General features: G+C 60.2%; 33 protein-coding genes. 31 read left to right on the top strand and 2 right to left on the bottom strand.

Going from position 1 to position 23,145, the window contains the following annotated elements; translation table 11 throughout:
- The first annotated feature begins 3 nt into the window (after positions 1-3).
- From fusA to rplQ, 29 genes are all read left to right on the top strand, one after another.
- Positions 4-2,103 carry an elongation factor G gene (fusA, locus tag AC0C6X_RS09485; protein WP_173516251.1) on the top strand — a complete coding sequence of 700 codons (2,100 nt, stop codon included), beginning with the start codon at positions 4-6 and terminating at the stop codon, positions 2,101-2,103.
- A gap of 71 nt (positions 2,104-2,174) precedes the next feature.
- Positions 2,175-3,350 (top strand): elongation factor Tu, encoded by a 1,176-nt coding sequence (gene tuf / locus AC0C6X_RS09480; RefSeq protein ID WP_173516240.1) that lies wholly within the window; start codon positions 2,175-2,177, stop codon positions 3,348-3,350.
- Between the two features lie 319 nt (positions 3,351-3,669).
- Positions 3,670-3,978 carry a 30S ribosomal protein S10 gene (gene rpsJ / locus AC0C6X_RS09475; RefSeq protein WP_003507767.1) on the top strand — a complete coding sequence of 103 codons (309 nt, stop codon included), beginning with the start codon at positions 3,670-3,672 and terminating at the stop codon, positions 3,976-3,978.
- A 138-nt stretch (positions 3,979-4,116) separates the two neighbouring features.
- Positions 4,117-4,803 carry a 50S ribosomal protein L3 gene (rplC, locus tag AC0C6X_RS09470; RefSeq protein ID WP_173516252.1) on the top strand — a complete coding sequence of 229 codons (687 nt, stop codon included), beginning with the start codon at positions 4,117-4,119 and terminating at the stop codon, positions 4,801-4,803.
- A 12-nt stretch (positions 4,804-4,815) separates the two neighbouring features.
- Complete coding sequence (gene rplD, locus AC0C6X_RS09465) at positions 4,816-5,436, top strand: 50S ribosomal protein L4 (protein WP_173516253.1); 621 nt, start codon at positions 4,816-4,818, stop codon at positions 5,434-5,436.
- The gene (locus tag AC0C6X_RS09460) at positions 5,433-5,726 is read left to right on the top strand and encodes a 50S ribosomal protein L23 (RefSeq protein ID WP_057255571.1); all 294 of its coding nucleotides are present in this window, start codon (positions 5,433-5,435) and stop codon (positions 5,724-5,726) included. The genes rplD and AC0C6X_RS09460 overlap by 4 nt, the downstream gene beginning before the upstream one ends.
- Before the next feature lie 43 nt (positions 5,727-5,769).
- Positions 5,770-6,606 carry a 50S ribosomal protein L2 gene (gene rplB, locus AC0C6X_RS09455; protein WP_057255572.1) on the top strand — a complete coding sequence of 279 codons (837 nt, stop codon included), beginning with the start codon at positions 5,770-5,772 and terminating at the stop codon, positions 6,604-6,606.
- A gap of 15 nt (positions 6,607-6,621) precedes the next feature.
- On the top strand, positions 6,622-6,900 hold the full coding sequence (rpsS, locus tag AC0C6X_RS09450; protein ID WP_018239488.1) for a 30S ribosomal protein S19: 279 nt from the start codon (positions 6,622-6,624) through the stop codon (positions 6,898-6,900).
- Between the two features lie 2 nt (positions 6,901-6,902).
- Positions 6,903-7,292, top strand: a complete 390-nt coding sequence (gene rplV / locus AC0C6X_RS09445; protein WP_034795534.1) for a 50S ribosomal protein L22 — start codon at positions 6,903-6,905, stop codon at positions 7,290-7,292.
- Positions 7,292-8,026, top strand: coding sequence for a 30S ribosomal protein S3 (gene rpsC / locus AC0C6X_RS09440; RefSeq protein ID WP_173516254.1), 735 nt, complete (start codon positions 7,292-7,294; stop codon positions 8,024-8,026). The genes rplV and rpsC overlap by 1 nt, the downstream gene beginning before the upstream one ends.
- A gap of 38 nt (positions 8,027-8,064) precedes the next feature.
- Positions 8,065-8,478 carry a 50S ribosomal protein L16 gene (gene rplP, locus AC0C6X_RS09435; RefSeq protein ID WP_011975175.1) on the top strand — a complete coding sequence of 138 codons (414 nt, stop codon included), beginning with the start codon at positions 8,065-8,067 and terminating at the stop codon, positions 8,476-8,478.
- Positions 8,479-8,490: 12 nt separating this feature from the next.
- On the top strand, positions 8,491-8,691 hold the full coding sequence (rpmC, locus tag AC0C6X_RS09430; protein WP_056319072.1) for a 50S ribosomal protein L29: 201 nt from the start codon (positions 8,491-8,493) through the stop codon (positions 8,689-8,691).
- Between the two features lie 12 nt (positions 8,692-8,703).
- A complete protein-coding gene (gene rpsQ, locus AC0C6X_RS09425) occupies positions 8,704-8,940 on the top strand; it encodes a 30S ribosomal protein S17 (protein WP_173516255.1) in 237 nt (78 codons plus the stop codon).
- A gap of 178 nt (positions 8,941-9,118) precedes the next feature.
- Complete coding sequence (gene rplN, locus AC0C6X_RS09420; protein WP_034795548.1) at positions 9,119-9,487, top strand: 50S ribosomal protein L14; 369 nt, start codon at positions 9,119-9,121, stop codon at positions 9,485-9,487.
- Between the two features lie 14 nt (positions 9,488-9,501).
- Positions 9,502-9,813, top strand: coding sequence for a 50S ribosomal protein L24 (rplX, locus tag AC0C6X_RS09415; protein WP_173516256.1), 312 nt, complete (start codon positions 9,502-9,504; stop codon positions 9,811-9,813).
- Positions 9,806-10,363, top strand: a complete 558-nt coding sequence (gene rplE, locus AC0C6X_RS09410) for a 50S ribosomal protein L5 (RefSeq protein ID WP_173516257.1) — start codon at positions 9,806-9,808, stop codon at positions 10,361-10,363. The genes rplX and rplE overlap by 8 nt, the downstream gene beginning before the upstream one ends.
- Before the next feature lie 34 nt (positions 10,364-10,397).
- Complete coding sequence (rpsN, locus tag AC0C6X_RS09405) at positions 10,398-10,703, top strand: 30S ribosomal protein S14 (RefSeq protein ID WP_173516258.1); 306 nt, start codon at positions 10,398-10,400, stop codon at positions 10,701-10,703.
- A gap of 12 nt (positions 10,704-10,715) precedes the next feature.
- Positions 10,716-11,114: a 30S ribosomal protein S8 gene (gene rpsH, locus AC0C6X_RS09400; RefSeq protein WP_173516259.1), complete on the top strand. Its 399-nt coding sequence runs from the start codon at positions 10,716-10,718 to the stop codon at positions 11,112-11,114.
- Between the two features lie 44 nt (positions 11,115-11,158).
- The gene (rplF, locus tag AC0C6X_RS09395; RefSeq protein WP_173516260.1) at positions 11,159-11,692 is read left to right on the top strand and encodes a 50S ribosomal protein L6; all 534 of its coding nucleotides are present in this window, start codon (positions 11,159-11,161) and stop codon (positions 11,690-11,692) included.
- A 12-nt stretch (positions 11,693-11,704) separates the two neighbouring features.
- On the top strand, positions 11,705-12,067 hold the full coding sequence (gene rplR, locus AC0C6X_RS09390; RefSeq protein WP_173516261.1) for a 50S ribosomal protein L18: 363 nt from the start codon (positions 11,705-11,707) through the stop codon (positions 12,065-12,067).
- Positions 12,068-12,201: 134 nt separating this feature from the next.
- Entirely contained in the window at positions 12,202-12,771 is a 570-nt protein-coding gene (gene rpsE, locus AC0C6X_RS09385; RefSeq protein WP_173516262.1) for a 30S ribosomal protein S5, read from the top strand.
- 12 nt (positions 12,772-12,783) lie between these two features.
- Positions 12,784-12,987 carry a 50S ribosomal protein L30 gene (rpmD, locus tag AC0C6X_RS09380; RefSeq protein ID WP_057255581.1) on the top strand — a complete coding sequence of 68 codons (204 nt, stop codon included), beginning with the start codon at positions 12,784-12,786 and terminating at the stop codon, positions 12,985-12,987.
- A 13-nt stretch (positions 12,988-13,000) separates the two neighbouring features.
- Positions 13,001-13,471 carry a 50S ribosomal protein L15 gene (gene rplO / locus AC0C6X_RS09375; RefSeq protein WP_057255582.1) on the top strand — a complete coding sequence of 157 codons (471 nt, stop codon included), beginning with the start codon at positions 13,001-13,003 and terminating at the stop codon, positions 13,469-13,471.
- Positions 13,472-13,705: 234 nt separating this feature from the next.
- Entirely contained in the window at positions 13,706-15,046 is a 1,341-nt protein-coding gene (secY, locus tag AC0C6X_RS09370; protein WP_173516263.1) for a preprotein translocase subunit SecY, read from the top strand.
- Positions 15,043-15,621, top strand: a complete 579-nt coding sequence (locus AC0C6X_RS09365; RefSeq protein WP_173516264.1) for an adenylate kinase — start codon at positions 15,043-15,045, stop codon at positions 15,619-15,621. Before secY ends, AC0C6X_RS09365 begins: the two co-directional genes overlap by 4 nt.
- Positions 15,622-15,853: 232 nt before the next feature.
- Positions 15,854-16,222: a 30S ribosomal protein S13 gene (rpsM, locus tag AC0C6X_RS09360; RefSeq protein WP_173516265.1), complete on the top strand. Its 369-nt coding sequence runs from the start codon at positions 15,854-15,856 to the stop codon at positions 16,220-16,222.
- A 227-nt stretch (positions 16,223-16,449) separates the two neighbouring features.
- Positions 16,450-16,839 carry a 30S ribosomal protein S11 gene (gene rpsK / locus AC0C6X_RS09355; protein WP_003536496.1) on the top strand — a complete coding sequence of 130 codons (390 nt, stop codon included), beginning with the start codon at positions 16,450-16,452 and terminating at the stop codon, positions 16,837-16,839.
- Between the two features lie 103 nt (positions 16,840-16,942).
- A complete protein-coding gene (locus AC0C6X_RS09350; protein WP_034795592.1) occupies positions 16,943-17,953 on the top strand; it encodes a DNA-directed RNA polymerase subunit alpha in 1,011 nt (336 codons plus the stop codon).
- A 104-nt stretch (positions 17,954-18,057) separates the two neighbouring features.
- Positions 18,058-18,483, top strand: a complete 426-nt coding sequence (rplQ, locus tag AC0C6X_RS09345; protein WP_173516266.1) for a 50S ribosomal protein L17 — start codon at positions 18,058-18,060, stop codon at positions 18,481-18,483.
- A gap of 40 nt (positions 18,484-18,523) precedes the next feature.
- Here the strand turns inward: rplQ and msrQ are convergent, their stop codons facing one another.
- Positions 18,524-19,186, bottom strand: a complete 663-nt coding sequence (gene msrQ / locus AC0C6X_RS09340; RefSeq protein WP_472952720.1) for a protein-methionine-sulfoxide reductase heme-binding subunit MsrQ — start codon at positions 19,184-19,186, stop codon at positions 18,524-18,526.
- Positions 19,187-19,188: 2 nt separating this feature from the next.
- Complete coding sequence (gene msrP, locus AC0C6X_RS09335) at positions 19,189-20,130, bottom strand: protein-methionine-sulfoxide reductase catalytic subunit MsrP (protein WP_247959111.1); 942 nt, start codon at positions 20,128-20,130, stop codon at positions 19,189-19,191.
- Between the two features lie 199 nt (positions 20,131-20,329).
- Between msrP and AC0C6X_RS09330 the strand changes: the two genes are divergently transcribed.
- The gene (locus tag AC0C6X_RS09330) at positions 20,330-21,727 is read left to right on the top strand and encodes a DegQ family serine endoprotease (RefSeq protein WP_472952717.1); all 1,398 of its coding nucleotides are present in this window, start codon (positions 20,330-20,332) and stop codon (positions 21,725-21,727) included.
- Positions 21,724-23,037 (top strand): replication-associated recombination protein A, encoded by a 1,314-nt coding sequence (locus tag AC0C6X_RS09325; protein ID WP_472952715.1) that lies wholly within the window; start codon positions 21,724-21,726, stop codon positions 23,035-23,037. The genes AC0C6X_RS09330 and AC0C6X_RS09325 overlap by 4 nt, the downstream gene beginning before the upstream one ends.
- Positions 23,038-23,145: the final 108 nt, after the last annotated feature.

The raw sequence follows: 23,145 nt of genomic DNA, 5'->3' as shown, positions 1-23,145 counted from the left end.
ACTATGGCACGCGAATATAAAATCGAAGACTACCGTAACTTCGGTATCATGGCGCACATCGACGCTGGCAAGACCACGACGACCGAGCGCATCCTCTACTACACCGGCAAGTCCCACAAGATCGGCGAAGTCCACGACGGCGCCGCTACCATGGACTGGATGGAGCAGGAGCAGGAACGCGGCATCACCATCACGTCCGCTGCTACGACGACCTTCTGGAAGGGTCGCGACGGCAAGACCCGCCGCTTCAACATCATCGACACCCCCGGCCACGTTGACTTCACCATCGAAGTCGAGCGTTCGCTGCGCGTTCTCGACGGCGCCATCGCGCTGCTCGACGCCAACGCCGGCGTTGAGCCGCAGACGGAAACCGTCTGGCGTCAGGCTGAGAAGTATCATGTTCCGCGCATGATCTTCTGCAACAAGATGGACAAGACCGGCGCCGACTTCTACCGCTCGGTCGAAATGATCAAGACCCGTCTCGGAGCGACCGCCGTCGTCATGCAATTGCCGATCGGCGCTGAAAGCGACTTCAAGGGCGTCGTCGACCTGATCGAGATGAACGCTCTTGTCTGGCGCGATGAATCGCTCGGCGCCCAGTGGGACGTCGTCGAGATCCCGGACGACTTGAAGGATAAGGCCGAAGAATATCGCGAAAAGCTGATCGAGACCGTTGTCGAGATCGACGAAGCCGCGATGGAGGCCTACCTCGAAGGCAACATGCCCTCGAACGACAAGATCCGCGAACTCGTTCGCCGCGGCACCATCGACGTGAAGTTCCACCCGATGTTCTGCGGCACCGCGTTCAAGAACAAGGGCGTTCAGCCGCTTCTCGACGCCGTCGTCGACTACCTGCCGTCGCCGGTCGATATTCCGGCCATCAAGGGCATCGACGTCAAGACCGAAGCTGAAATCGAGCGTCATGCTGACGATGCCGAGCCGCTCGCGATGCTCGCGTTCAAGATCATGAACGACCCCTTCGTCGGCTCGCTGACCTTCGCCCGCATCTACTCGGGCAAGCTCGAAAAGGGCTCGTCGGTCATGAACACGGTCAAGGACAAGCGCGAGCGCGTCGGCCGTATGCTGCAGATGCACTCGAACTCGCGTGAAGACATCGAAGAAGCCTTCGCAGGCGACATCGTTGCTCTCGCCGGCCTCAAGGAAACCACGACGGGTGACACGCTCTGCGATCCGCTGAAGCCGGTCGTTCTCGAGCGCATGGAATTCCCGGAGCCGGTTATCCAGATCGCGATCGAGCCGAAGTCCAAGGGCGACCAGGAAAAGATGGGCCTCGCGCTCAACCGCCTGGCGGCCGAAGATCCGTCGTTCCGCGTCAAGACCGACCAGGAATCCGGCCAGACGATCATCGCCGGCATGGGTGAACTTCACCTCGACATCATCGTCGACCGCATGCGTCGCGAGTTCAAGGTTGAAGCCAACGTTGGTGCACCGCAGGTTGCTTACCGCGAAACGATCACGCGTCAGCACGAAGAAGACTACACGCACAAGAAGCAGTCCGGTGGTACCGGTCAGTTTGCGCGCGTCAAGCTCGTGTTCGAACCGAACCCGGACGGCGACGATTTCGTCTTCGAATCCAAGATCGTCGGCGGTGCTGTTCCGAAGGAATACATCCCGGGCGTTCAGAAGGGTATCGAAAGCGTTCTGTCCTCGGGTCCGCTTGCTGGCTTCCCGATGCTGGGCGTCAAGGCGACGCTCGTGGACGGTGCATTCCACGACGTCGACTCGTCGGTCCTCGCCTTCGAAATCGCTTCCCGTGCTTGCTTCCGTGAAGCAGCCAAGAAGGCTGGCGCACAGCTGCTCGAGCCGATGATGAAGGTAGAAGTCGTAACGCCGGAAGACTACGTCGGCGACGTTATCGGCGACCTGAACTCCCGCCGTGGCCAGATCCAGGGCCAGGAATCGCGTGGCGTTGCCGTTGTGATCAACGCAAACGTTCCGCTGGCGAACATGTTCAAGTACGTCGACAACCTGCGCTCGATGTCGCAGGGTCGTGCACAGTACACGATGACCTTCGATCACTACGCGCCGGTCCCGTCGAACGTCGCACAGGAAATCCAGGCAAAGTATTCCGGTCAGAAGTGACCGGAATACCGACACGCTGAAAGCAGATAGAAAGTTTTCCCCGAGAGGGGATAGAAAACGGAGAGCCGGAAATGGCAAAGAGCAAATTTGAGCGCAACAAGCCGCACGTTAACATTGGCACGATTGGCCACGTTGACCATGGCAAGACGTCGCTGACGGCAGCGATCACGAAGTACTTCGGCGAGTTCAAGGCGTATGACCAAATCGACGCCGCTCCGGAAGAAAAGGCCCGTGGTATCACGATTTCGACGGCGCACGTCGAGTATGAGACGGCCAACCGTCACTACGCTCACGTTGACTGCCCCGGCCACGCCGACTACGTCAAGAACATGATCACCGGTGCTGCACAGATGGACGGCGCGATCCTGGTTTGCTCGGCCGCTGACGGCCCGATGCCGCAGACCCGCGAGCACATCCTGCTCGCCCGCCAGGTCGGCGTTCCGGCGATCGTCGTGTTCCTCAACAAGGTCGACCAGGTTGACGACGCCGAGCTTCTCGAGCTCGTCGAGCTGGAAGTTCGCGAACTTCTGTCGTCCTACGAATTCCCGGGCGACGACATTCCGATCATCAAGGGCTCGGCGCTTGCCGCTCTGGAAGATTCGGACAAGAAGATCGGCGAAGACGCGATCCGCGAGCTGATGGCAGCGGTTGACGCCTACATCCCGACGCCGGAGCGTCCGATCGACCAGCCGTTCCTGATGCCGATCGAAGACGTGTTCTCGATCTCGGGCCGCGGTACGGTTGTGACCGGTCGCGTTGAGCGCGGCATCGTCAAGGTCGGCGAAGAAATCGAAATCGTCGGCATCCGTCCGACGACGAAGACGACCTGCACGGGCGTTGAAATGTTCCGCAAGCTGCTCGACCAGGGCCAGGCCGGCGACAACATCGGTGCGCTGCTGCGCGGTGTCGACCGCAACGGCGTCGAGCGTGGCCAGATCCTGTGCAAGCCGGGTTCGGTCAAGCCGCACAAGAAGTTCAAGGCCGAAGCCTACATCCTGACGAAGGAAGAAGGCGGCCGTCATACGCCGTTCTTCACGAACTACCGTCCGCAGTTCTACTTCCGCACGACGGACGTGACGGGTATCGTGACGCTGCCGGAAGGCACGGAAATGGTCATGCCGGGCGACAACGTCACCGTTGACGTCGAGCTGATCGTACCGATCGCGATGGAAGAAAAGCTGCGCTTCGCGATCCGCGAAGGCGGCCGCACCGTCGGCGCCGGCATCGTTGCTTCGATCGTCGAGTAATCGACGGGACTAAAGGCGGAAATGAAGTGAGGCGCATGCTATGCGCCTCCGTCATAGCCGCCCCGAAAGATTTAGTTGGTCGCACGGCTTGCCGAAGACGACGAAATAGTGCAAATGGCGCCCACGCGTGATTTGCATGGTGCTTCGACGTTGTGCGCTCACCAAAGAACAGGCCGGCCACGGCCGCTCAAATAGGAAGGGGCAGGGGAAACCCTGTCCCTCCGATCTTTGAAAATTTGCGGACTGGCCGAACATTAAACGAAGTTCAATGCGTGTTTTTCCACGGAAACCGCAGACAACATGAACAAGGATAAGTCGTATGAACGGCCAGAACATCCGCATCCGCCTCAAGGCGTTTGATCACCGGATCCTCGACGCCTCGACGCGCGAAATCGTGTCGACGGCAAAGCGTACCGGTGCAAGCGTGCGCGGTCCCGTACCGCTGCCGACGCGCATTGAAAAGTTTACGGTCAACCGCTCGCCGCACGTCGACAAGAAGAGCCGTGAACAGTTCGAAATGCGCACCCACAAGCGCCTTCTCGATATCGTAGATCCGACCCCGCAGACCGTTGACGCGCTGATGAAGCTCGACCTGGCTGCCGGCGTCGACGTGGAAATCAAGCTTTAATAACAAGGAAGGTACGTGGACCCCGGTCCAACGGCTTCCGAAAACGGGCGACCTCAAGATCGGATGATCTCAAGGAAACCTTAAACCAGAGATGTGAGGGGGCTCGCCCCGTCACTAACTCTCAAGAGGAATGAACCGATGCGTTCAGGTGTGATTGCACAGAAAGTGGGAATGACCCGCGTCTATAACGACGCCGGTGAGCATATCCCGGTTACAGTATTGAAGCTGGAGAACTGCCAGGTGGTAGCCCAGCGTACGGAAGAGAAGAACGGCTACGTGGCTGTCCAGCTGGGTGCCGGCCGTTCGAAGGTCAAGAACACGCCGAAGGCGATGCGCGGCCATTTTGCTGCTGCCAACGTCGAGCCGAAGGCGAAGCTCGTCGAGTTCCGCGTTACCGCGGACAACCTGATCGACATCGGTGCAGAACTGACGGCCAACCATTTCGTTGCCGGCCAGCTCGTCGACGTTACCGGTACCACGATCGGTAAGGGCTTTGCTGGTGCGATCAAGCGCCACAACTTCGGTGGTCTGCGTGCAACGCACGGCGTTTCCGTATCGCACCGTTCGCACGGTTCGACCGGTTCCAACCAGGATCCGGGCCGCGTTTGGAAGGGCAAGCGCATGGCTGGTCACATGGGTCAGACCCGCGTCACCACCCAGAACCTCGAAGTCGTATCGACCGATGAAGACCGCGGTCTGATCCTGGTCAAGGGCGCAGTCCCCGGCTCCAAGGGTGCCTGGATCGTCGTTCGTGACGCCATCAAGTCGGGCACCCCGGAAGGCGCTCCGCGCCCGGCCGCCGTGCGCGCCGAAGCATCGAAGTAAGGGAGCCGAGTAATGGATCTCAACGTCAAAACCCTCGAGGGCAAGGACGCGGGAAAGGTTTCCCTTTCTGACGCCATTTTCGGCCTCGAACCCCGTGAAGACATCATTGCCCGCGTCGTTCGCTGGCAGCTCGCCAAGAAGCAGCAGGGCACGCACAAGGCCAAGGGCCGCGCGGAAGTTTCGCGCACCGGCGCCAAGATGTACAAGCAGAAGGGTACGGGCCGCGCCCGCCACCACTCCGCTCGCGCTCCGCAGTTCCGCGGCGGTGGCAAGGCCCATGGCCCGGTCGTCCGCAGCCACGAGCATGATCTGCCGAAGAAGGTTCGCGCCCTCGGCCTGCGTCATGCCCTGTCGGCCAAGCTGAAGGCTGAAGAGATCATCGTCATCGACGACCTCGTTGCCAAGGAAGCCAAGACCAAGGCTCTCGCCGGTGCGTTTGCATCGCTCGGCCTCACTAACGCTCTGATCATCGGCGGCGCCGAGATCGAGAACAACTTCAAGCTCGCAGCCCAGAACATCCCGAACGTGGACGTTCTGCCGGTTCAGGGCATCAATGTTTACGACATTCTGCGCCGTGGCAAGCTCGTGCTTTCCAAGGCTGCCGTGGAAGCTCTGGAGGAGCGGTTCAAATGACGGATCTTCGCCACTACGACGTGATCGTGTCCCCCTCGATCACCGAAAAGTCGACGCTGGTTTCCGAACAGAACCAGGTCGTCTTCAACGTCGCCAAGGACGCTTCGAAGCCTGAAATCAAGGCTGCCGTCGAAGCTCTGTTCGGCGTCAAGGTTACGGCCGTGAACACGCTCGTCCGCAAGGGCAAGACCAAGCGTTTCCGCGGCTTTGCCGGAAAGCAGAAGGACGTGAAGAAGGCGATCATCACGCTCGCCGACGGTCAGTCCATCGACGTCTCCACCGGTCTCTAACGGATAGGCCCATTAGGGTAAAAACCCAAAAGGGAACAAGAAAATGGCATTGAAAAGTTTCAATCCGACGACCCCGAGCCAGCGTCAGCTGGTCATCGTAGACCGGGCTGGCCTCTACAAGGGCAAGCCGGTCAAGGCGCTGACCGAAGGCCTGTCCTCCAAGGGCGGTCGCAACAACCTCGGTCGCATCACCGTTCGCTTCCAGGGCGGCGGTCACAAGCGTACCTACCGCCTGGTCGACTTCAAGCGTCGCAAATTCGACGTTGAAGGCACGGTCGAGCGTCTGGAATACGACCCGAACCGCACCGCCTTCATCGCGCTCGTCAACTACGCCGACGGCGAAAAGGCCTACATCCTCGCTCCGCAGCGCCTCGCTGCCGGCGACAAGGTCATCGCTTCCGAGAAGGCCGTTGACGTCAAGCCCGGCAACACGATGCCGCTGCAGTACATCCCGGTCGGCTCCATCATCCACAACGTGGAAATGAAGCCGGGCAAGGGCGGCCAGATGGCCCGCTCCGCCGGTACCTACGCACAGCTCGTCGGTCGCGACCAGGGCATGGCGATCCTTCGTCTGAACTCGGGCGAACAGCGCCTCGTGCACGGTTCCTGCCTCGCATCGATCGGCGCCGTATCGAACCCCGATCACGGCAACATCAATGACGGTAAGGCTGGTCGCTCGCGCTGGCGCGGCAAGCGTCCGCACGTTCGCGGCGTCGTCATGAACCCGGTTGACCACCCGCACGGCGGTGGTGAAGGCCGTACCTCGGGTGGTCGTCACCCGGTTACCCCGTGGGGTAAGCCCACGAAGGGCAAGCGTACGCGCTCGAACAAGTCGACCGACAAGTTCATCATGCGTTCGCGGCATCAGAAGAAGAAGTAAGAGAGGAAGTCTCGAATGACTCGTTCAGTATGGAAAGGTCCGTTCGTTGACGGTTATCTTCTCAAGAAGGCTGAGAAGGTCCGCGAAGGCGGTCGTAACGAAGTGATCAAGATCTGGAGCCGCCGCTCCACGATCCTTCCGCAGTTTGTCGGCCTCACCTTCGGCGTCTACAACGGCAGCAAGCACGTTCCGGTCAGCGTCAACGAAGACATGGTCGGCCACAAGTTTGGCGAATTCTCTCCGACCCGGACCTACTACGGTCATGGCGCGGACAAGAAGGCAAAGAGGAAGTAACAATGGGCAAGGCAAAAGCCGAACGCCGGCTGAAGGATAATGAGGCGCAGGCAGTTGCGCGCACGATCCGCGTCAGCCCCCAGAAGCTCAACCTGGTTGCCGCGATGATCCGCGGCAAGAAGGTCGACCGCGCTCTGGCCGAACTGGAGTTCTCCCGCAAGCGCATCGCAGAGACGGTCAAGAAGACCCTTGAATCTGCGATCGCAAACGCAGAGAACAACCACGATCTCGACGTCGATTCGCTCGTCGTCGCAGAAGCTTACGTTGGCAAGTCGATCGTCATGAAGCGCTTCCACGCTCGTGGTCGCGGCCGTGCATCGCGTGTCGAAAAGCCGTTCTCTCACTTGACGATCGTCGTTCGTGAAGTGGAAGCCAAAGGGGAGGCCGCATAATGGGCCAGAAGATTAATCCGATCGGTTTCCGTCTCGGCATCAACCGGACCTGGGATAGCCGCTGGTTCGCGGACAATGCCGAATACGGCCAGCTTCTTCACGAAGACCTGAAGATCCGCGCCTACCTGATGGAAGAGCTGAAGGCTGCCGGTATCGCCAAGGTGGTCATCGAGCGCCCGCACAAGAAGTGCCGCGTCACGATCCACTCGGCTCGTCCGGGCCTGATCATCGGCAAGAAGGGCGCCGACATCGAAAAGCTCCGCAAGAAGCTTTCCGAGATGACCAACTCCGAAACGCACCTCAACATCGTCGAAGTGCGCAAGCCGGAAGTTGACGCAACGCTCGTTGCCCAGTCGATCGCCCAGCAGCTCGAGCGCCGCGTGGCCTTCCGCCGTGCGATGAAGCGCGCTGTTCAGTCGGCCATGCGTCTTGGCGCCGAAGGCATCAAGATCACCTGCGCCGGTCGTCTCGGTGGCGCCGAAATCGCTCGTACCGAATGGTACCGCGAAGGTCGCGTTCCGCTGCACACGCTGCGCGCGGATATCGACTACGGCACGGCCGAAGCGGAAACCGCTTTCGGTATCTGCGGCATCAAGGTCTGGATCTTCAAGGGCGAAATCCTTGAGCACGATCCGATGGCTTCCGAGCGTCGCGCGATCGAAAGTGACAACCAGGGCCCGTCCGGCCGTGATCGCGACCGTGGCGATCGTGACCGCCGTCGTGAAAACGCGTAACATTCGCGTTTGGCAGCCAATATCGGAGAAGTAAAAAAATGTTGCAGCCAAAGCGTACGAAGTATCGCAAGCAGTTCAAGGGCCGCATCAAGGGCGTTGCCAAGGGCGGTTCTGATCTCGCCTTCGGTGAATTCGGCCTGAAGGCTCAGGAACCGAACCGCGTCAATGCGCGCGAGATCGAAGCGGCCCGCCGCGCGATCACGCGTCACATGAAGCGCGCCGGCCGCGTCTGGATCCGCGTGTTCCCTGACGTTCCCGTCACCGCCAAGCCGACGGAAGTCCGCATGGGTAAGGGTAAGGGTTCGGTCGAATACTGGGCATGCAAGGTCAAGCCCGGCCGTATGATGTTTGAGATCGATGGTGTCAGCGAAGAACTTGCCCGTGAGGCACTTCGTCTTGGCGCTGCCAAGCTCTCTGTCAAGACGCGCTTCGTGCAGCGTATCGCAGAGTAAGGAGTGAAGCTCATGAAAGCCGCAGATGTTCGCGCTCTGAGCGCCGATCAACTCAACGAAGAGCTTGCCAAGCTGAAGAAGGAGCAGTTCAACCTGCGCTTCCAGAAGGCAACCGGCCAGCTCGAGAAGTCTTCGCGTATCAACGAAGTCCGCAAGGACATCGCACGCGTCAAAACCATTGCCCGCCAGAAGGCGGCAGAAGCCAAGGCCTAAGGACCAGAAAATATGCCGAAACGCATTCTGCAGGGCACTGTTGTCAGCGATAAGAACGACAAGACGGTTGTCGTCCGGGTCGAGCGCCGCTTCGCGCACCCGATCCTCCAGAAGACCGTTCGCCGTTCGAAGAAGTACAAGGCGCACGACGAAAACAACCAGTACAAGGTTGGTGACGTCGTTTCCATCGAGGAATGTGCGCCGATCTCGAAGGATAAGCGCTGGACGGTCGTAGCCGTCCACGCTTGATTTCTGCAGGTTTTGACCGCAAGACCCTTGCGTCTTGGGCAAATACCTGTATGAAGCACGCAATTGAAGCAGAGGAACGCTCGAGTCCGGGCGTTCTTTTGCTTTGAGATGAGCACTATAAGCCAGGCGAGGGGGTCTCGGCCCAACCGGCCTGGTAACAACAAGAAGGCGACCTGACATGATTCAGATGCAAACAAACCTCGACGTGGCGGATAATTCCGGCGCACGTCGTGTCATGTGCATCAAGGTGCTGGGCGGCTCCAAGCGCAAGTATGCGTCGGTCGGCGACATCATTGTCGTTTCGATCAAGGAAGCCATTCCGCGCGGCCGCGTAAAGAAGGGTGATGTCATGAAGGCTGTTGTCGTTCGCACTGCGAAGGACATCCGCCGTCCGGATGGTTCCGTCATCCGCTTTGACACCAACGCAGCCGTTCTTATCGATAACAAGAAAGAGCCGATCGGCACCCGTATCTTCGGACCGGTTCCGCGCGAACTCCGCGCCAAGAACCACATGAAGATCATCTCGCTGGCTCCAGAAGTACTCTAAAGGAGCGTTGAGAGATGCAAAAGATTCGCAAAGGCGACAAGGTTGTCGTTCTCACCGGTAAGGACAAGGGCCGTACCGGCGAAGTCGTCCAGGTTATGCCGAAGGAAGACCGGGCTGTCGTGCGTGGCGTCAACATGGTGAAGCGTCACCAGCGCCAGACCCAGAGCCAGGAAGCCGGCATCATCAACAAGGAAGCCCCGATCCACCTTTCGAACATCGCGATTGCCGATCCGAAGGACGGCAAGCCGACCCGCGTCGGTTTCAAGATCGATGGCGACAAGAAGGTCCGCGTGGCCAAGCGTTCGGGAGAAGTGATCGATGGCTAAGTCCGCTTATGAGCCGCGGCTCAAGAAGGAATATGTAGAGCGCATCCGCAAGGCGATGCAGGAGAAGTTCTCCTACGCCAACGAAATGCAGATCCCGCGCCTCGACAAGATCGTCATCAACATGGGTGTTGGCGAAGCAACCGGCGACTCGAAGAAGCCGACCGTTGCTGCTGCCGACCTCGCAGCGATTGCTGGCCAGAAGCCGGTAATCACCCGCGCTCGCAACTCCATCGCAGGCTTCAAGGTCCGCGAAGGCATGCCGATTGGTGCCAAGGTTACCCTGCGCGGCGTTCGGATGTATGAGTTCCTGGATCGTCTCGTGAATATCGCTCTCCCGCGCGTTCGCGACTTCCGTGGCCTCAATCCGAAGTCTTTTGACGGCCGTGGCAACTTCGCCATGGGCATCAAGGAGCACATTGTGTTCCCTGAGATCAACTACGACAAGGTTGATCAGATGTGGGGCATGGACATCATCGTTTGCACGACGGCAACTAACGACGACGAAGCTCGCGCTCTGCTCACAGAGTTCAACTTCCCGTTCCGTCAGTAATCCGTAACGACAAGCGTAAAGAAGGATAACTGTAATGGCGAAAACGAGCGCAGTTGAAAAGAACAAGCGCCGCCGCAAACTGGTTGCCTCGCAGGCTGCAAAGCGTGCCGCTCTGAAGGCGATCATCATGAACCAGTCTCTGCCGATTGAAGAGCGGTTCAAGGCAACCATCAAGCTGGCAGGTCTGCCGCGCGATGGATCCAAGACCCGCATCCGCAACCGTTGCGAAGTTACCGGCCGTCCGCGCGCCTACTATCGTAAACTTCGTATGTCGCGTATTGCGCTTCGCGAACTGGGCAACCTCGGCAAGGTGCCGGGCGTCGTCAAGTCGAGCTGGTAAGGAGACGGGCACATGGCAATGACTGATCCGCTGGGCGATATGCTCACCCGTATCCGTAACGGCGCGGCTCGCCGCAAGTCGAGCGTTTCGACGCCGGCTTCGAAGCTCCGTGCACGCGTTCTGGATGTCCTTCAGGCCGAAGGTTACATCCGCGGATACTCTGAAGTCGAATTCGGCAACGGCAAGTCCGAGCTGAACATCGAGCTGAAGTACTACGAAGGCGCTTCCGTGATCCGCGAGATCGCACGCGTCTCCAAGCCGGGCCGCCGAGTCTATGTCTCGGTTAAGTCCATTCCGCAGGTCGCGAACGGCCTCGGCATCACCATCCTTTCGACCCCGAAGGGTGTGATGGCCGATCATCAGGCACGCGAACAGAATGTTGGTGGCGAGATCCTTTGCTCCGTCTTCTAACGAAGGCGTAGCAGGTTCTCCATAGCGAACAGACAGGTATAAAAATGTCTCGTATCGGTAAGAAGCCCGTTCAGGTTCCGGCAGGCGTCACGGCAAGCGTTGATGGCCAGAAGGTAACGGCGAAGGGCCCGAAGGGCGAACTGTTCTTCGTTGCAAACGACGAAGTTTCGGTAAAGCTCGAAGATAATGCGGTTGTTGTTCAGCCGCTCAGCCAGAGCAAGGATGCTCGTTCGAAGTGGGGCATGTCCCGCACGATGATCGAGAACATCTTCAAGGGCGTCAAGGACGGTTACGAGCGCAAGCTCGAAATCAACGGCGTTGGTTATCGTGCGTCGATGCAGGGCAAGAACCTGCAGCTCGCGCTCGGTTTCAGCCACGACGTCGTCTACCAGACGCCAGAAGGCATTACGATTGCTGTTCCGAAGCCGACCGAAATCATCGTGTCCGGCATCAACAAGCAGCAGGTCGGCCAGGTTGCCGCGGAAATCCGCGAATACCGTGGCCCCGAGCCCTACAAGGGCAAGGGTGTCAAGTATGCCGAAGAGCGGATTGTCCGCAAAGAAGGCAAGAAGAAGTAAGGATCACGCGAAATGGCTAGCAGGAAAGATACTCTTGTGCGTCGCGCCAACCGCGTGCGCCGTCAAATCAAGGCGGTCGCCAACGGCCGCCCGCGCCTGTCGGTTCATCGCTCGTCGAAGAACATCTACGCGCAGATCATCGATGACGTTGCCGGCAAGACCCTTGCTTCGGCATCGACCCTCGACACGGATCTGCGGTCTTCTCTGAAGACCGGCGCAGACACGGCAGCCGCTTCGGCTGTCGGCAAGCTCCTGGCGGAGCGTGCTTCGAAGGCTGGCGTCAAGGACGTTGTCTTTGACCGCGGCGCCTTCATCTACCACGGCCGCGTCAAGGCGCTGGCCGAGGCAGCCCGCGAAGGCGGCTTGAACTTCTAAGTTCGTTGGCCCGGGCGTAACGCCCGGGCTTTTCAGCCGGTTTCGCAAATCTCCAGCCGTCTTCACCTCAAAAAGAGGGGAGGCGGTCTCGTCAATCTGCCGATTGCACCCGGAAAAGAAAAAGGAAGAGGACAATGGCACAAGAAAAAAGAGGTTCTCGCGAAGATCGCCAGAACCGCGAAGAGCGCGACAGCGAATTTGTCGATAAGCTCGTAGCAATTAACCGCGTCGCCAAGGTGGTGAAGGGCGGTCGTCGTTTCGGTTTCGCCGCTCTCGTCGTCGTTGGCGACCAGAAGGGCCGCGTTGGCTTCGGCCATGGCAAGGCACGCGAAGTGCCGGAAGCCATCCGCAAGGCCACGGAAGCTGCCAAGCGCGATCTGATTTTCGTCCCGCTGCGTGGTGGTCGTACCCTGCATCATGACGTTCATGGCCGTCACGGCGCCGGCAAGGTGCTGCTGCGTTCGGCCAAGCCCGGTACCGGTATCATCGCCGGTGGTCCGATGCGCGCCGTCTTCGAAACGCTCGGCGTTCATGACGTCGTTGCAAAGTCGACCGGTTCGTCGAACCCCTACAACATGGTTCGCGCAACCTTCGACGCCCTCAAGAACCAGATGCACCCGAAGGACATCGCAGCTCAGCGCGGCATCAAGTACGCCACGCTCCAGGCTCGTCGTGTTTCCTCCGGCGCTGCTTCCGAAGAATAAGGGAGCTGACAGATGGCTAAGAAAGAAGTTGCCAAGAAGACGGTTACCGTCGAGCAGATCGGTAGCCCCATTCGCCGTCCGGCCGTACAGCGTCAAACGCTGATCGGTCTGGGCCTCAACAAGATGCACCGGGTTCGCACGCTGGAAGACACTCCGTCTGTTCGCGGCATGATCCGGACCGTCCAGCACCTCGTTCGCGTCGTCGACGAGAAGTGAGGGGGATAAGATCATGAAACTGAATGAAATCAAGGACAACGAAGGCTCTACCCACAGCCGCAAGCGTCTCGGCCGTGGTATCGGCTCGGGCTCCGGCAAGACGGCCGGCCGCGGTGTCAAGGGTCAGAAGGCTCGTTCGGGCGTTGCCATCAACGGCTTCGAAGGCGGTCAGATGCCAATCTACCGTCGTCTGCCGAAGCGCGGCTTCAACAACATCTTCGCTTCGGAGTTCGTTGTCGTGTCGCTCGGCCGTATCCAGACGGCAATCGACGCCAAGAAGCTCGACGCTTCGAAGACCGTTGACGCAGCCGCTCTCAAGGCCGCTGGCGTCATCCGTCGCGAAAAGGACGGCGTCCGCGTTCTCGCTGACGGCGAGCTGAAGGCGAAGGTTTCGATCGAAGTTGCCGGCGCTTCCAAGTCGGCGATCGAGAAGATCGAAAAGGCCGGCGGTTCGGTCAAGCTGCTCGCAGCTGCCGCTGAATAATATTACTGATGAACCGCCCGGGGTGCTTCACTCCGGGCGGTTTTGCTCCCATATGTGAGCCTCACGTCCGCAGCCGGCGAATCGCTCGTCGCGGCGGACATAGCGGAAACCACGGTGAGGCATCCGATTGCAGACACAATCGCCTCGCGTCCGGTTTTCAAGACGAAAAGTTACTCCTTCCGGAACGGACCGGGTGTTCCCGCTGATTCCGAGATTTGGTACGCGGAGAATTGCATGGCTTCTGCAGCGGAACAGCTCGCCTCGAACCTGAATTTCTCGACTTTCGCCAAGGCGGAAGATCTGAAGAAACGGCTTTGGTTCACGCTTGGTGCGCTTCTGGTTTACCGTCTTGGCACCTATATCCCGCTGCCCGGTCTCAATCCGGAAGCATTTGCCCAGGCATTCCGTGGCCAGAGCGGCGGTATCCTCGGCCTCTTCAACATGTTTTCGGGTGGTGCAGTTGAGCGCATGGCGATCTTCGCGCTCGGCATCATGCCCTATATCTCTGCTTCGATCATCGTTCAGCTGATGACTTCCGTCGTTCCGGCGCTGGAACAGTTGAAGAAGGAAGGCGAGCAGGGCCGCAAGATTATCAACCAGTACACCCGCTACGGCACGGTGCTTCTCGGCACGGCGCAGGCTTACGCCATCGCCGTCGGCCTTGAGAGCGGCAACGGCCTCGTCAACGATCCGGGCTGGTTCTTCCGCATTTCGACCGTCATCTCGCTGCTCGGCGGCACCATGTTCCTGATGTGGCTCGGTGAGCAGATCACGTCGCGCGGTATCGGCAACGGCATTTCGCTGATCATCTTCGCCGGTATCGTCGCCCACCTGCCGACCGCACTTGCCGGTACGCTCGAACTCGGTCGCACGGGCGCGCTTTCGACGCCGCTGATCCTCGCGATCATCATCATGGTCGTTGCCGTCATTGCGCTCATCGTCTTCGTCGAGCGGGCACAGCGCCGGCTTCTGATCCAGTATCCGAAGCGCCAAGTCGGCAACCGCATGTTCCAGGGCGACACCTCGCACCTGCCGCTGAAGCTCAACACTTCGGGCGTCATCCCGGCGATCTTCGCTTCCTCGCTGCTGCTGCTGCCGGCAACGCTTGCAGGCTTTGCCAACACGGCGACGCTGCCGGGTTGGGCGACGACCATCGTTGGTGCGCTTGGTCACGGCAGGCCGCTCTACATGGTTCTTTATGGAGCGATGATTGCGTTCTTTGCCTTCTTCTATACGGCGATCGTCTTCAATCCGAAGGACACGGCCGACAATCTCAAGAAGCATGGCGGCTTCATTCCGGGCATCCGTCCGGGTGAACGCACCGCTGAGTATATCGATTACGTCCTGACGCGCATCACCGTCATCGGTGCGGTCTACCTGATCTTCGTCTGCATTCTGCCGGAAGTTCTGATTTCGCAGACCGGCGTGCCGTTCTACCTTGGTGGTACGTCGCTTTTGATTGTTGTCAGCGTGACCCTCGATACTGTAGCACAGATCCAGGGCCATCTCATCGCACAGCAATATGAGGGGCTGATCAAGAAGTCGAAGCTGCGCGGAGGAAAGAGGGGACGATGAGACTGATATTTTTGGGACCGCCGGGCGCTGGCAAGGGGACTCAGGCCAAGCTTCTGACGGAGAGATACGGCATTCCGCAGCTTTCCACAGGCGATATGCTGCGGGCGGCCGTTGCCCAGGCGACTGAAGTTGGCAAGCGCGCCAAGGCAGTCATGGACGCCGGCCAGCTGGTATCGGACGAGATCGTCAACGAAATCGTGTCGGATCGCATCGATCAGCCGGATTGTGCGAAGGGTTTCATTCTCGATGGCTACCCGCGCACGGTTCCGCAGGCGATTGCCCTCGACAAGATGCTGGAAAGCAAGGGGCTGAAGCTCGATGCGGTCATCGAGCTGAAGGTCGACGAGGCGGCCCTTGTAAAGCGGATGGAGAATCGCGTAGCGGAGACCATCGCTGCGGGAGGCGCGGTCCGTTCGGACGACAATCCGGAAGCCTTCCGGCGTCGTCTCGCCGAATATCGCGAAAAGACTGCGCCGCTGTCCGAGCACTATGCCGGTACTGGTCAGTTGAGAACGGTCGATGGCATGGCGGACGTGACCGCCGTCACCGCAGAGATCGAGAAGATTCTGGCTTAGACACTGGTCTTTGCCGAAAAGGGACCGCCGGGGAGTTGACTTTTCCGGCCGATTCCGCCAAAGACAGCGCCAACTCGCGACATGAGAGCGATCGGCGCGGTCTTCAAAGAAAATGAAGTCCGGGTACGGTCGTTTTTGACGTGTCTCGAACCTCAATCAACGTGCGGCTCTTCGAGGTCGCGTAACGAAGCACCTATTGCCGGATGGCAACTGGAACGCAAGGAGAATAGACGTGGCACGTATCGCTGGCGTCAACATCCCGACGGCGAAGCGCGTAGTTATCGCGCTGACCTACATTCATGGGATCGGCCCGAAATTCGCACAGGAAATCGTCGAGAAGGTCGGTATTCCGTCCGATCGTCGCGTGCATCAGCTGACGGACGCTGAAGTTCTGCAGATCCGCGAAACGATCGACCGTGACTACCAGGTCGAAGGTGACCTGCGTCGCGAAACCTCGATGAACATCAAGCGCCTGATGGACCTTGGCTGCTACCGCGGCCTGCGTCACCGTCGTGGCCTGCCGGTTCGTGGTCAGCGCACCCACACCAACGCCCGCACCCGCAAGGGTCCGGCGAAGGCGATTGCCGGTAAGAAGAAGTAATTTCCCGAAAAGGGAGATTGGGAGGCTGGCGTCAGGCGCCGGCCTCCTTTTGCAGTTTGGTAAGGCGCTTGCCTGACCGCTGTCTGGCCGAATGGCTGGATGTTAAGTCCGAAGAGCGGGTATTCCGCTCTTCGGGGAAATGAAGATGCAGGGCAGGGGACGACAAATCCTTTTCCCGGTGGAGCCGCTGGAATTACGGCGGTGCAGAGATCTAAGAAAGGGATCCTATGGCCAAGGAAGCCACCCGCGTTCGCCGCCGCGAACGCAAGAACATCACGTCTGGCGTCGCACACGTCAATTCGTCGTTCAACAACACGATGATCACCATCACCGACGCACAGGGCAACGCGATTGCCTGGTCGTCTGCCGGTGCAAAGGGTTTCAAGGGCTCGCGTAAGTCGACCCCGTTTGCCGCACAGATCGCCGCTGAAGACTGCGCCAAGAAGGCTCAGGAACACGGCATGAAGTCGCTGGAAGTCGAAGTTTGCGGTCCGGGTTCCGGCCGTGAATCGGCTCTTCGCGCGCTGCAGGCTGCGGGCTTCATGATCACCTCGATCCGCGATGTGACCCCGATCCCGCACAACGGCTGCCGTCCGCGCAAGAAGCGCCGCGTCTGATCATATGCATTCAACATGCCGGTGAGGGTGCATCCGCGCTCTGCCGGTCTTCGGGGCTCGGTTGTCACGATTGGATGGTGGCAACGAACGGAAGGCAGAAAACATGATCCAGAAGAATTGGCAGGAATTGATCAAGCCGAACAAGGTGGAGTTCGTCTCCTCCGGCCGCACCAAGGCAACGCTGGTTGCGGAACCGCTTGAACGCGGCTTTGGCCTGACGCTCGGCAACGCGCTTCGCCGCGTGCTTCTGTCGTCGCTGCGCGGTGCTGCTGTCACCGCAGTGCAGATCGACGGCGTCCTGCACGAGTTCTCCTCTATCCCGGGCGTTCGGGAAGATGTGACGGACATCGTGCTCAACATCAAGGAAATCGCCATCAAGATGGATGGCGACGACGCAAAACGCATGGTCGTGCGCAAGCAGGGTCCGGGCGTTGTTACCGCCGGTGACATCCAGACGGTTGGCGATATCGAAATCCTCAACCCGAACCATGTGATCTGCACCCTCGACGAGGGCGCGGAGATCCGCATGGAGTTCACCGTCAACAACGGCAAGGGCTACGTGCCGGCTGATCGCAACCGTTCGGAAGATGCTCCGATCGGCCTGATCCCGGTCGACAGCCTGTACTCGCCGGTCAAGAAGGTGTCCTACAAGGTGGAAAACACCCGCGAAGGCCAGGTTCTTGACTATGACAAGCTGACGATGTCCATCGAGACGGACGGTTCCGTCACCGGTGAAGATGCGATCGCTTTTGCGGCCCGCATCCTTCAGGACCAGCTGTCGGTCTTCGTCAACTTCGACGAGCCGCAGAAGGAAGCAGAGGAAGAAGCAGTTACCGAACTCGCCTTCAACCCGGCGCTTCTCAAGAAGGTCGACGAACTGGAACTTTCGGTCCGTTCGGCCAACTGCCTGAAGAACGACAACATCGTCTACATCGGCGACCTCATTCAGAAGACCGAAGCAGAAATGCTCCGCACGCCGAATTTTGGTCGCAAGTCGCTGAACGAAATCAAGGAAGTTCTCGCTTCCATGGGCCTGCACCTCGGCATGGAAGTGCCGTCCTGGCCGCCCGAGAACATCGAAGATCTCGCCAAGCGTTACGAAGACCAATACTAACAGATAAAGGCAGCTTGTTCTGCCTTTCCCCGTCAAACAGCAGGTGCTTGCACCTGTATGTGCCAGGAAACGGCAGGCAAAGCCTGCATTGAAGGAGAATAGCCATGCGCCACGCAAAAGCCGGCCGCAAGCTGAATAGAACCGCCAGCCACCGCAAGGCGATGTTTGCCAACATGGCAGCTTCGCTGATCCAGCACGAGCAGATCGTCACGACCCTGCCGAAGGCCAAGGAAATCCGCCCGATCGTCGAGAAGCTCGTCACGCTCGGCAAGCGCGGTGACCTGCACGCTCGCCGCCAGGCGATCTCGCAGATCCGCGACGCCGCCGTCGTTTCGAAGCTGTTCGATACGATCGCATCGCGCTACGCCACCCGCAACGGCGGCTACCTGCGCATCATGAAGGCTGGCTTCCGCCACGGTGACAACGCCGCTCTCGCCGTCATTGAGTTCGTTGACCGCGACGTCGACGCCAAGGGCGCAGCGGACCGCGCCCGCGTTGCCGCTGAAGCTGAAGCTGCCGAAGCAGCCTAAGCCGATCGAAGGCAGAAAAACAAAAGCGGCCGGGTGGTGATCACCCGGCCGCTTTTTCTATGGGCTGCCGTCTGACCGGCGCATTGGCCGCCTGACGTTTGCGGCGCAGATAGGGCTTGCGCACCGGTCGCCAGGCGAGCAGCACGGCGACCAGGCCGAGATAGAGCATCTGCTCGGGGCCAACGACCTTCACCGACATCGAAAAATGCAGGGCGCCGGCAGCGGCGATGACATAGGCAAGCCGGTGCAGCGTATTCCACCGGGTCCCGAGCCTGCGAATCGACCAATTGTTGGACGTCAGTGCCAGCGGGATCAACATCACGAGCGCGGCCATGCCGATGGTGATGAACGGGCGACGGCCGATATCGGTGAGGATCGCCGCGACGTTCAGCACCTGGTCGAGCAGCATGTAAGCGAGGAAGTGCATCAGCACGTAATAGAAGGCGAGCAGGCCGAGCGCCCGGCGGTAGCGAAGCCAATTGATGCCGAAAATGTCGCGGATCGGCGTGATCGCCAGGGTCGCGACGAGAAAGCGAAGCGCCCAGAGACCAAGCAGGTGCTCGAATTCCTTGACCGGATTTCCGGGGGGGTGCCCGGTGGCGCCGAGATAGAAGCCGTAGCCTGCCGGCAGCAAGCCGAGGCCATAAAGCGCCCATACCGAGGCTGAATGGTAGCGTTTCGGGAGGGCGGGCAGATGGACCATGATCAATAGTTCGCTCTCAGATCCATGCCGACATAGAGGCTGGCAACCTCATCGGCATAGCCATTGAAGGGCAGGGTATCGCGACGATTGGAGCCGAAGAAGCCGCCGCCACCGATGCGGTTCTCCGTCGCCTGGCTCCAGCGCGGGTGATCGACGGCCGGGTTGACGTTGGCATAGAAGCCGTATTCGTGTGGGGCCGACAGGTTCCAGGTGGAGGGCGGTTGCGTTTCGGTGAGCGAGATCCGCACGATCGACTTGATCCCCTTGAAGCCGTACTTCCAGGGGGTAACGAGCCGGATCGGCGCCCCGTTCTGGTTGGGAAGGGTCTTGCCGTAGACGCCGACGGACAAGAGAGTGAGCGGGTGGCGGGCTTCATCCAGCCTCAGCCCTTCGCGATAGGGCCAGGGCAGCGGCTGAAAGAAGCCGGATTGGCCCGGCATCTCCGCTGGGCGCACGACCGTTTCGAACGAAACATACTTGGCGCTGCCAAGCGGCTCGACCCTGTCGAGAAGGGTCGAAAGCTGGAAGCCGGTCCAGGGGATCACCATCGACCATGCCTCGACGCAGCGCATGCGGTAGACGCGTTCCTCGATCGGGAACTTCAGCAGGTCTTCCAGCCCGAACTCCTGCGGCTTGCCGACGAGACCGTCGACCTTCACCGTCCAGGGCGTCGGTTTGAAGTTGCCGGAATTGGCGGCGGGATCGCCCTTGCCGGTCCCGAATTCATAGAAGTTGTTGTAGCCCGTGACGTCGGCCTCCGGGGTCAGATCCTCGTCGACGACGTATTTGCCTTTCGGTGCGCTGAGCGCAGCCGCCATGCCTGAACTGCTTCCGGCGAGGAGGATGCCGCCGGCAGCGGCGCCCAGGAATGCGCGGCGGTTGATGAAGATATTCTCCGGGGTGATTTCGGAGGAAACGATTCGCGGCGGACGATAGGATGGCATGGTCTTATCCGAGAGTGGTTTATGAGCCTTGGCTTGTAAGAACTCAGCAGACTTTCGATCACCGTGAAAGGGGTGCCGAACCACGTTTTCGTGCGTGGCGCGTGAAGCCGGCAAGTTCGCGTATCTTGCGCCAACATTTGCCTTTTTTCCCGCGAAATCCTATCTGAACGTAGCCGCGACGAATAGGAGAATGCTTCACATGATCGTTAGTCACAGAGCGCTTGCCGCGCTCGTCATTGCTGTTTCTCTTGCCAGTCCGGCATTGGCCGAGGAGGCCAAGACCGTTCCGCAGTCGCGCACCGAAATGCAGCTTTCCTTCGCGCCGCTCGTCAAGCAGACGGCAAACGCGGTCGTCAATGTCTACGCCGAACGGGTCGTCGAGCGCCGCTCGATCTTTTCCGGCGATCCCTTCTTCGAGGAATTCTTCGGCCAGCGGATGCCGAACCGTTCGGAAAAGCAATCCTCGCTCGGCTCCGGCGTGATCGTCGGCAAGAATGGCATCGTCGTGACGAACAACCACGTCATCGAGGGCGCCGACGACATCAAGGTGGCGCTGGCCGATGGCCGCGAGTTTCCCTGCAAGATCGTGCTCAAGGATGACCGGCTCGACCTGGCGGTGCTGAAGATCCAGTCGGACGGCCCGTTCGAGATCGTCCCGCTCGGCGATTCCGATGCGGTCGAAGTCGGCGATCTCGTTCTCGCGATCGGCAATCCCTTCGGCGTCGGCCAGACGGTGACGAGCGGCATCGTCTCGGCGCTCGCGCGCAACCAGGTCTCGTCGGGCGATTTCGGCTTCTTCATCCAGACGGATGCGGCAATCAACCCGGGCAATTCCGGCGGGGGCCTCATCGATATGAATGGCCAGCTCATCGGCATCAACACCGCGATCTTCTCCAAGGGGGGCGGTTCGAACGGCGTCGGCTTCGCCATCCCGGCCAATCTGGTGAAGGTCTTCGTCGCCTCCGCCGAAGGCGGTAACGGCACCTTCGTGCGTCCCTTCATCGGCGCAAGCTTCGAACCGGTGACCTCTGAAGTCGCCGAAGCCCTCGGCCTCAACCGCGCCCGTGGCGCGCTGGTGACTGCTGTCGTGGCGGGTGGCCCGGCCGAACAGGCGGGCATCAAGCCGGGACAGGTGATCACCGCCGTCAACGGCATCGACGTCGAACACCCGGATGCGCTCGGCTACCGCCTGACGACGGTGGGCATCGGTCACGAGGCGCATGTCACCGTGTCGGAAAACGGCAAAACCCGTGACGTGACGCTGAAGCTCGATCGGGCGCCCGAGACGTCGCCGCGCGACGAACGGTTGATCGAAGGGCGCAATCCCTTCGCCGGCGCGGTCGTGGCCAACCTGTCGCCGCGGCTTGCCGACGAGTTGCGCATGTCGACCTCGCTGCAAGGGGTCGTCGTCATGGAGGTCAACCGCGGCTCGCCTGCGGCACGCATCGGCCTGGAGCCGAAGGACATCGTGCGTTCGGTCAACGGCACCGCGATCGACACGTCCAAGACATTGGAGCATGTGATGGCCGACGATGCCTCCTTCTGGCGGGTCGAGATCGAGCGGGACGGGCAATTGATCCGGCAGTTCTTCCGATGAGCGATCTCTTCTCCGCCTCCGAACCTCCTGAGATGGCATCGGCAAGACCGCTTGCCGACAGGCTTCGTCCGCGCACGCTTGCCGAAGTCACCGGTCAGGAACACCTGACCGGGGACGATGGCGTGCTGTCGCGCATGATCGCGTCGGGTTCTCTCGGATCGATGATCTTCTGGGGGCCGCCGGGTACCGGCAAGACGACCGTGGCGCGGTTGCTTTCGGGGGAGGCGGGGCTCGCCTTCGAGCAGATCTCTGCCATCTTCTCTGGTGTCGCCGATCTCAAGAAGGTGTTCGAAGCGGCGCGCGCGCGGCGCATGTCCGGCCGGCAGACGCTGCTCTTCGTCGACGAGATCCACCGCTTCAATCGCGCCCAGCAGGATAGTTTCCTACCCGTCATGGAAGACGGCACCGTCATCCTCGTCGGTGCAACGACGGAAAACCCGTCCTTCGAGCTCAATGCCGCTCTGCTGTCTCGCGCCCGCGTACTGACGTTCAAGCCGCATGACGAAGACAGCATCCAGGAGCTGCTGTCGCGAGCCGAGCAGGCGGAAGGCAAGACGCTGCCGCTTGATGCGGATGCGCGTGCCAGCTTGATCCGCATGGCCGATGGCGATGGCCGGGCGGCGCTGACATTGGCCGAGGAAGTCTGGCGGGCGGCCCGGCGCGACGAAATCTTCGATGCGGCAGCACTTCAAAACATCGTACAACGCCGGGCGCCGGTCTACGACAAGGGCCAGGACGGCCACTACAATCTGATTTCCGCATTGCATAAGTCGGTACGCGGCTCCGATCCGGATGCTGCCCTCTACTATCTCTGCCGCATGTTCGACGCTGGCGAGGATCCGCTTTATCTTGGGCGACGCCTGGTGCGCATGGCGGTCGAAGACATCGGCCTCGCCGACCCTCAGGCGCTGGTGATCTGCAACGCCGCCAAGGACGCCTATGATTATCTCGGTTCGCCGGAGGGCGAGCTGGCGCTCGCCGAGGCCTGCGTCTATCTGGCGACCGCGCCGAAGTCGAATGGCGTTTACACTGCCTACAAGGCGGCGATGCGCGCTGCCAAGGAAAACGGCTCGCTGCTGCCGCCGAAACACGTCCTCAACGCACCGACCAAGCTGATGAAAGGCGAAGGCTACGGCGACGGCTATCGTTACGATCATGACGAACCGGATGCTTTCTCTGGCCAGGATTATTTTCCGAAAAAGATGGGCCGCCAGACCTTCTACGACCCGCCGGAGCGCGGCTTCGAGCGCGAAATCCGCAAGCGGCTGGAATGGTGGGCGAAACTGCGCCGGGAGCGCACTGCTCCGTAGCGCCTATCCGGAAAAGCGTAAGACCGCTTCCCTTTGCGAAATTCCTGGCTCGCAGGAACCCCACTTGTTTTCAAGCAATGCGTGAAACGATCTAGCTTTGCCACCGGT

It is taken from the genome of Ensifer sp. VA4 (genome assembly GCF_055710065.1).
Note: the sequence above shows the minus strand (reverse complement) of the source record. Positions and strands in the feature narration are given on the sequence as shown.

Coding starts and splice junctions, on each gene's coding strand:
- rplP (WP_011975175.1), top strand. CDS start 8,065: ATGTTGCAGCCAAAGCGTACGAAGTATCGCAAGCAGTTCAAGGGCCGC.
- msrQ (WP_472952720.1), bottom strand. CDS start 19,186: ATGGTCCATCTGCCCGCCCTCCCGAAACGCTACCATTCAGCCTCGGTA.
- rpsH (WP_173516259.1), top strand. CDS start 10,716: ATGGCAATGACTGATCCGCTGGGCGATATGCTCACCCGTATCCGTAAC.
- rplO (WP_057255582.1), top strand. CDS start 13,001: ATGAAACTGAATGAAATCAAGGACAACGAAGGCTCTACCCACAGCCGC.
- AC0C6X_RS09460 (WP_057255571.1), top strand. CDS start 5,433: ATGACGGATCTTCGCCACTACGACGTGATCGTGTCCCCCTCGATCACC.
- rplR (WP_173516261.1), top strand. CDS start 11,705: ATGGCTAGCAGGAAAGATACTCTTGTGCGTCGCGCCAACCGCGTGCGC.
- rplB (WP_057255572.1), top strand. CDS start 5,770: ATGGCATTGAAAAGTTTCAATCCGACGACCCCGAGCCAGCGTCAGCTG.
- AC0C6X_RS09330 (WP_472952717.1), top strand. CDS start 20,330: ATGATCGTTAGTCACAGAGCGCTTGCCGCGCTCGTCATTGCTGTTTCT.
- rpsJ (WP_003507767.1), top strand. CDS start 3,670: ATGAACGGCCAGAACATCCGCATCCGCCTCAAGGCGTTTGATCACCGG.
- msrP (WP_247959111.1), bottom strand. CDS start 20,130: ATGCCATCCTATCGTCCGCCGCGAATCGTTTCCTCCGAAATCACCCCG.
- rpsN (WP_173516258.1), top strand. CDS start 10,398: ATGGCGAAAACGAGCGCAGTTGAAAAGAACAAGCGCCGCCGCAAACTG.
- tuf (WP_173516240.1), top strand. CDS start 2,175: ATGGCAAAGAGCAAATTTGAGCGCAACAAGCCGCACGTTAACATTGGC.
- rpsK (WP_003536496.1), top strand. CDS start 16,450: ATGGCCAAGGAAGCCACCCGCGTTCGCCGCCGCGAACGCAAGAACATC.
- secY (WP_173516263.1), top strand. CDS start 13,706: ATGGCTTCTGCAGCGGAACAGCTCGCCTCGAACCTGAATTTCTCGACT.
- rpsE (WP_173516262.1), top strand. CDS start 12,202: ATGGCACAAGAAAAAAGAGGTTCTCGCGAAGATCGCCAGAACCGCGAA.
- rplN (WP_034795548.1), top strand. CDS start 9,119: ATGATTCAGATGCAAACAAACCTCGACGTGGCGGATAATTCCGGCGCA.
- rplQ (WP_173516266.1), top strand. CDS start 18,058: ATGCGCCACGCAAAAGCCGGCCGCAAGCTGAATAGAACCGCCAGCCAC.
- rplD (WP_173516253.1), top strand. CDS start 4,816: ATGGATCTCAACGTCAAAACCCTCGAGGGCAAGGACGCGGGAAAGGTT.
- rplV (WP_034795534.1), top strand. CDS start 6,903: ATGGGCAAGGCAAAAGCCGAACGCCGGCTGAAGGATAATGAGGCGCAG.
- AC0C6X_RS09350 (WP_034795592.1), top strand. CDS start 16,943: ATGATCCAGAAGAATTGGCAGGAATTGATCAAGCCGAACAAGGTGGAG.
- rpsS (WP_018239488.1), top strand. CDS start 6,622: ATGACTCGTTCAGTATGGAAAGGTCCGTTCGTTGACGGTTATCTTCTC.
- rplC (WP_173516252.1), top strand. CDS start 4,117: ATGCGTTCAGGTGTGATTGCACAGAAAGTGGGAATGACCCGCGTCTAT.
- rpsC (WP_173516254.1), top strand. CDS start 7,292: ATGGGCCAGAAGATTAATCCGATCGGTTTCCGTCTCGGCATCAACCGG.
- rplF (WP_173516260.1), top strand. CDS start 11,159: ATGTCTCGTATCGGTAAGAAGCCCGTTCAGGTTCCGGCAGGCGTCACG.
- rpmD (WP_057255581.1), top strand. CDS start 12,784: ATGGCTAAGAAAGAAGTTGCCAAGAAGACGGTTACCGTCGAGCAGATC.
- rpmC (WP_056319072.1), top strand. CDS start 8,491: ATGAAAGCCGCAGATGTTCGCGCTCTGAGCGCCGATCAACTCAACGAA.
- rpsQ (WP_173516255.1), top strand. CDS start 8,704: ATGCCGAAACGCATTCTGCAGGGCACTGTTGTCAGCGATAAGAACGAC.
- fusA (WP_173516251.1), top strand. CDS start 4: ATGGCACGCGAATATAAAATCGAAGACTACCGTAACTTCGGTATCATG.
- AC0C6X_RS09325 (WP_472952715.1), top strand. CDS start 21,724: ATGAGCGATCTCTTCTCCGCCTCCGAACCTCCTGAGATGGCATCGGCA.
- rplX (WP_173516256.1), top strand. CDS start 9,502: ATGCAAAAGATTCGCAAAGGCGACAAGGTTGTCGTTCTCACCGGTAAG.
- AC0C6X_RS09365 (WP_173516264.1), top strand. CDS start 15,043: ATGAGACTGATATTTTTGGGACCGCCGGGCGCTGGCAAGGGGACTCAG.
- rplE (WP_173516257.1), top strand. CDS start 9,806: ATGGCTAAGTCCGCTTATGAGCCGCGGCTCAAGAAGGAATATGTAGAG.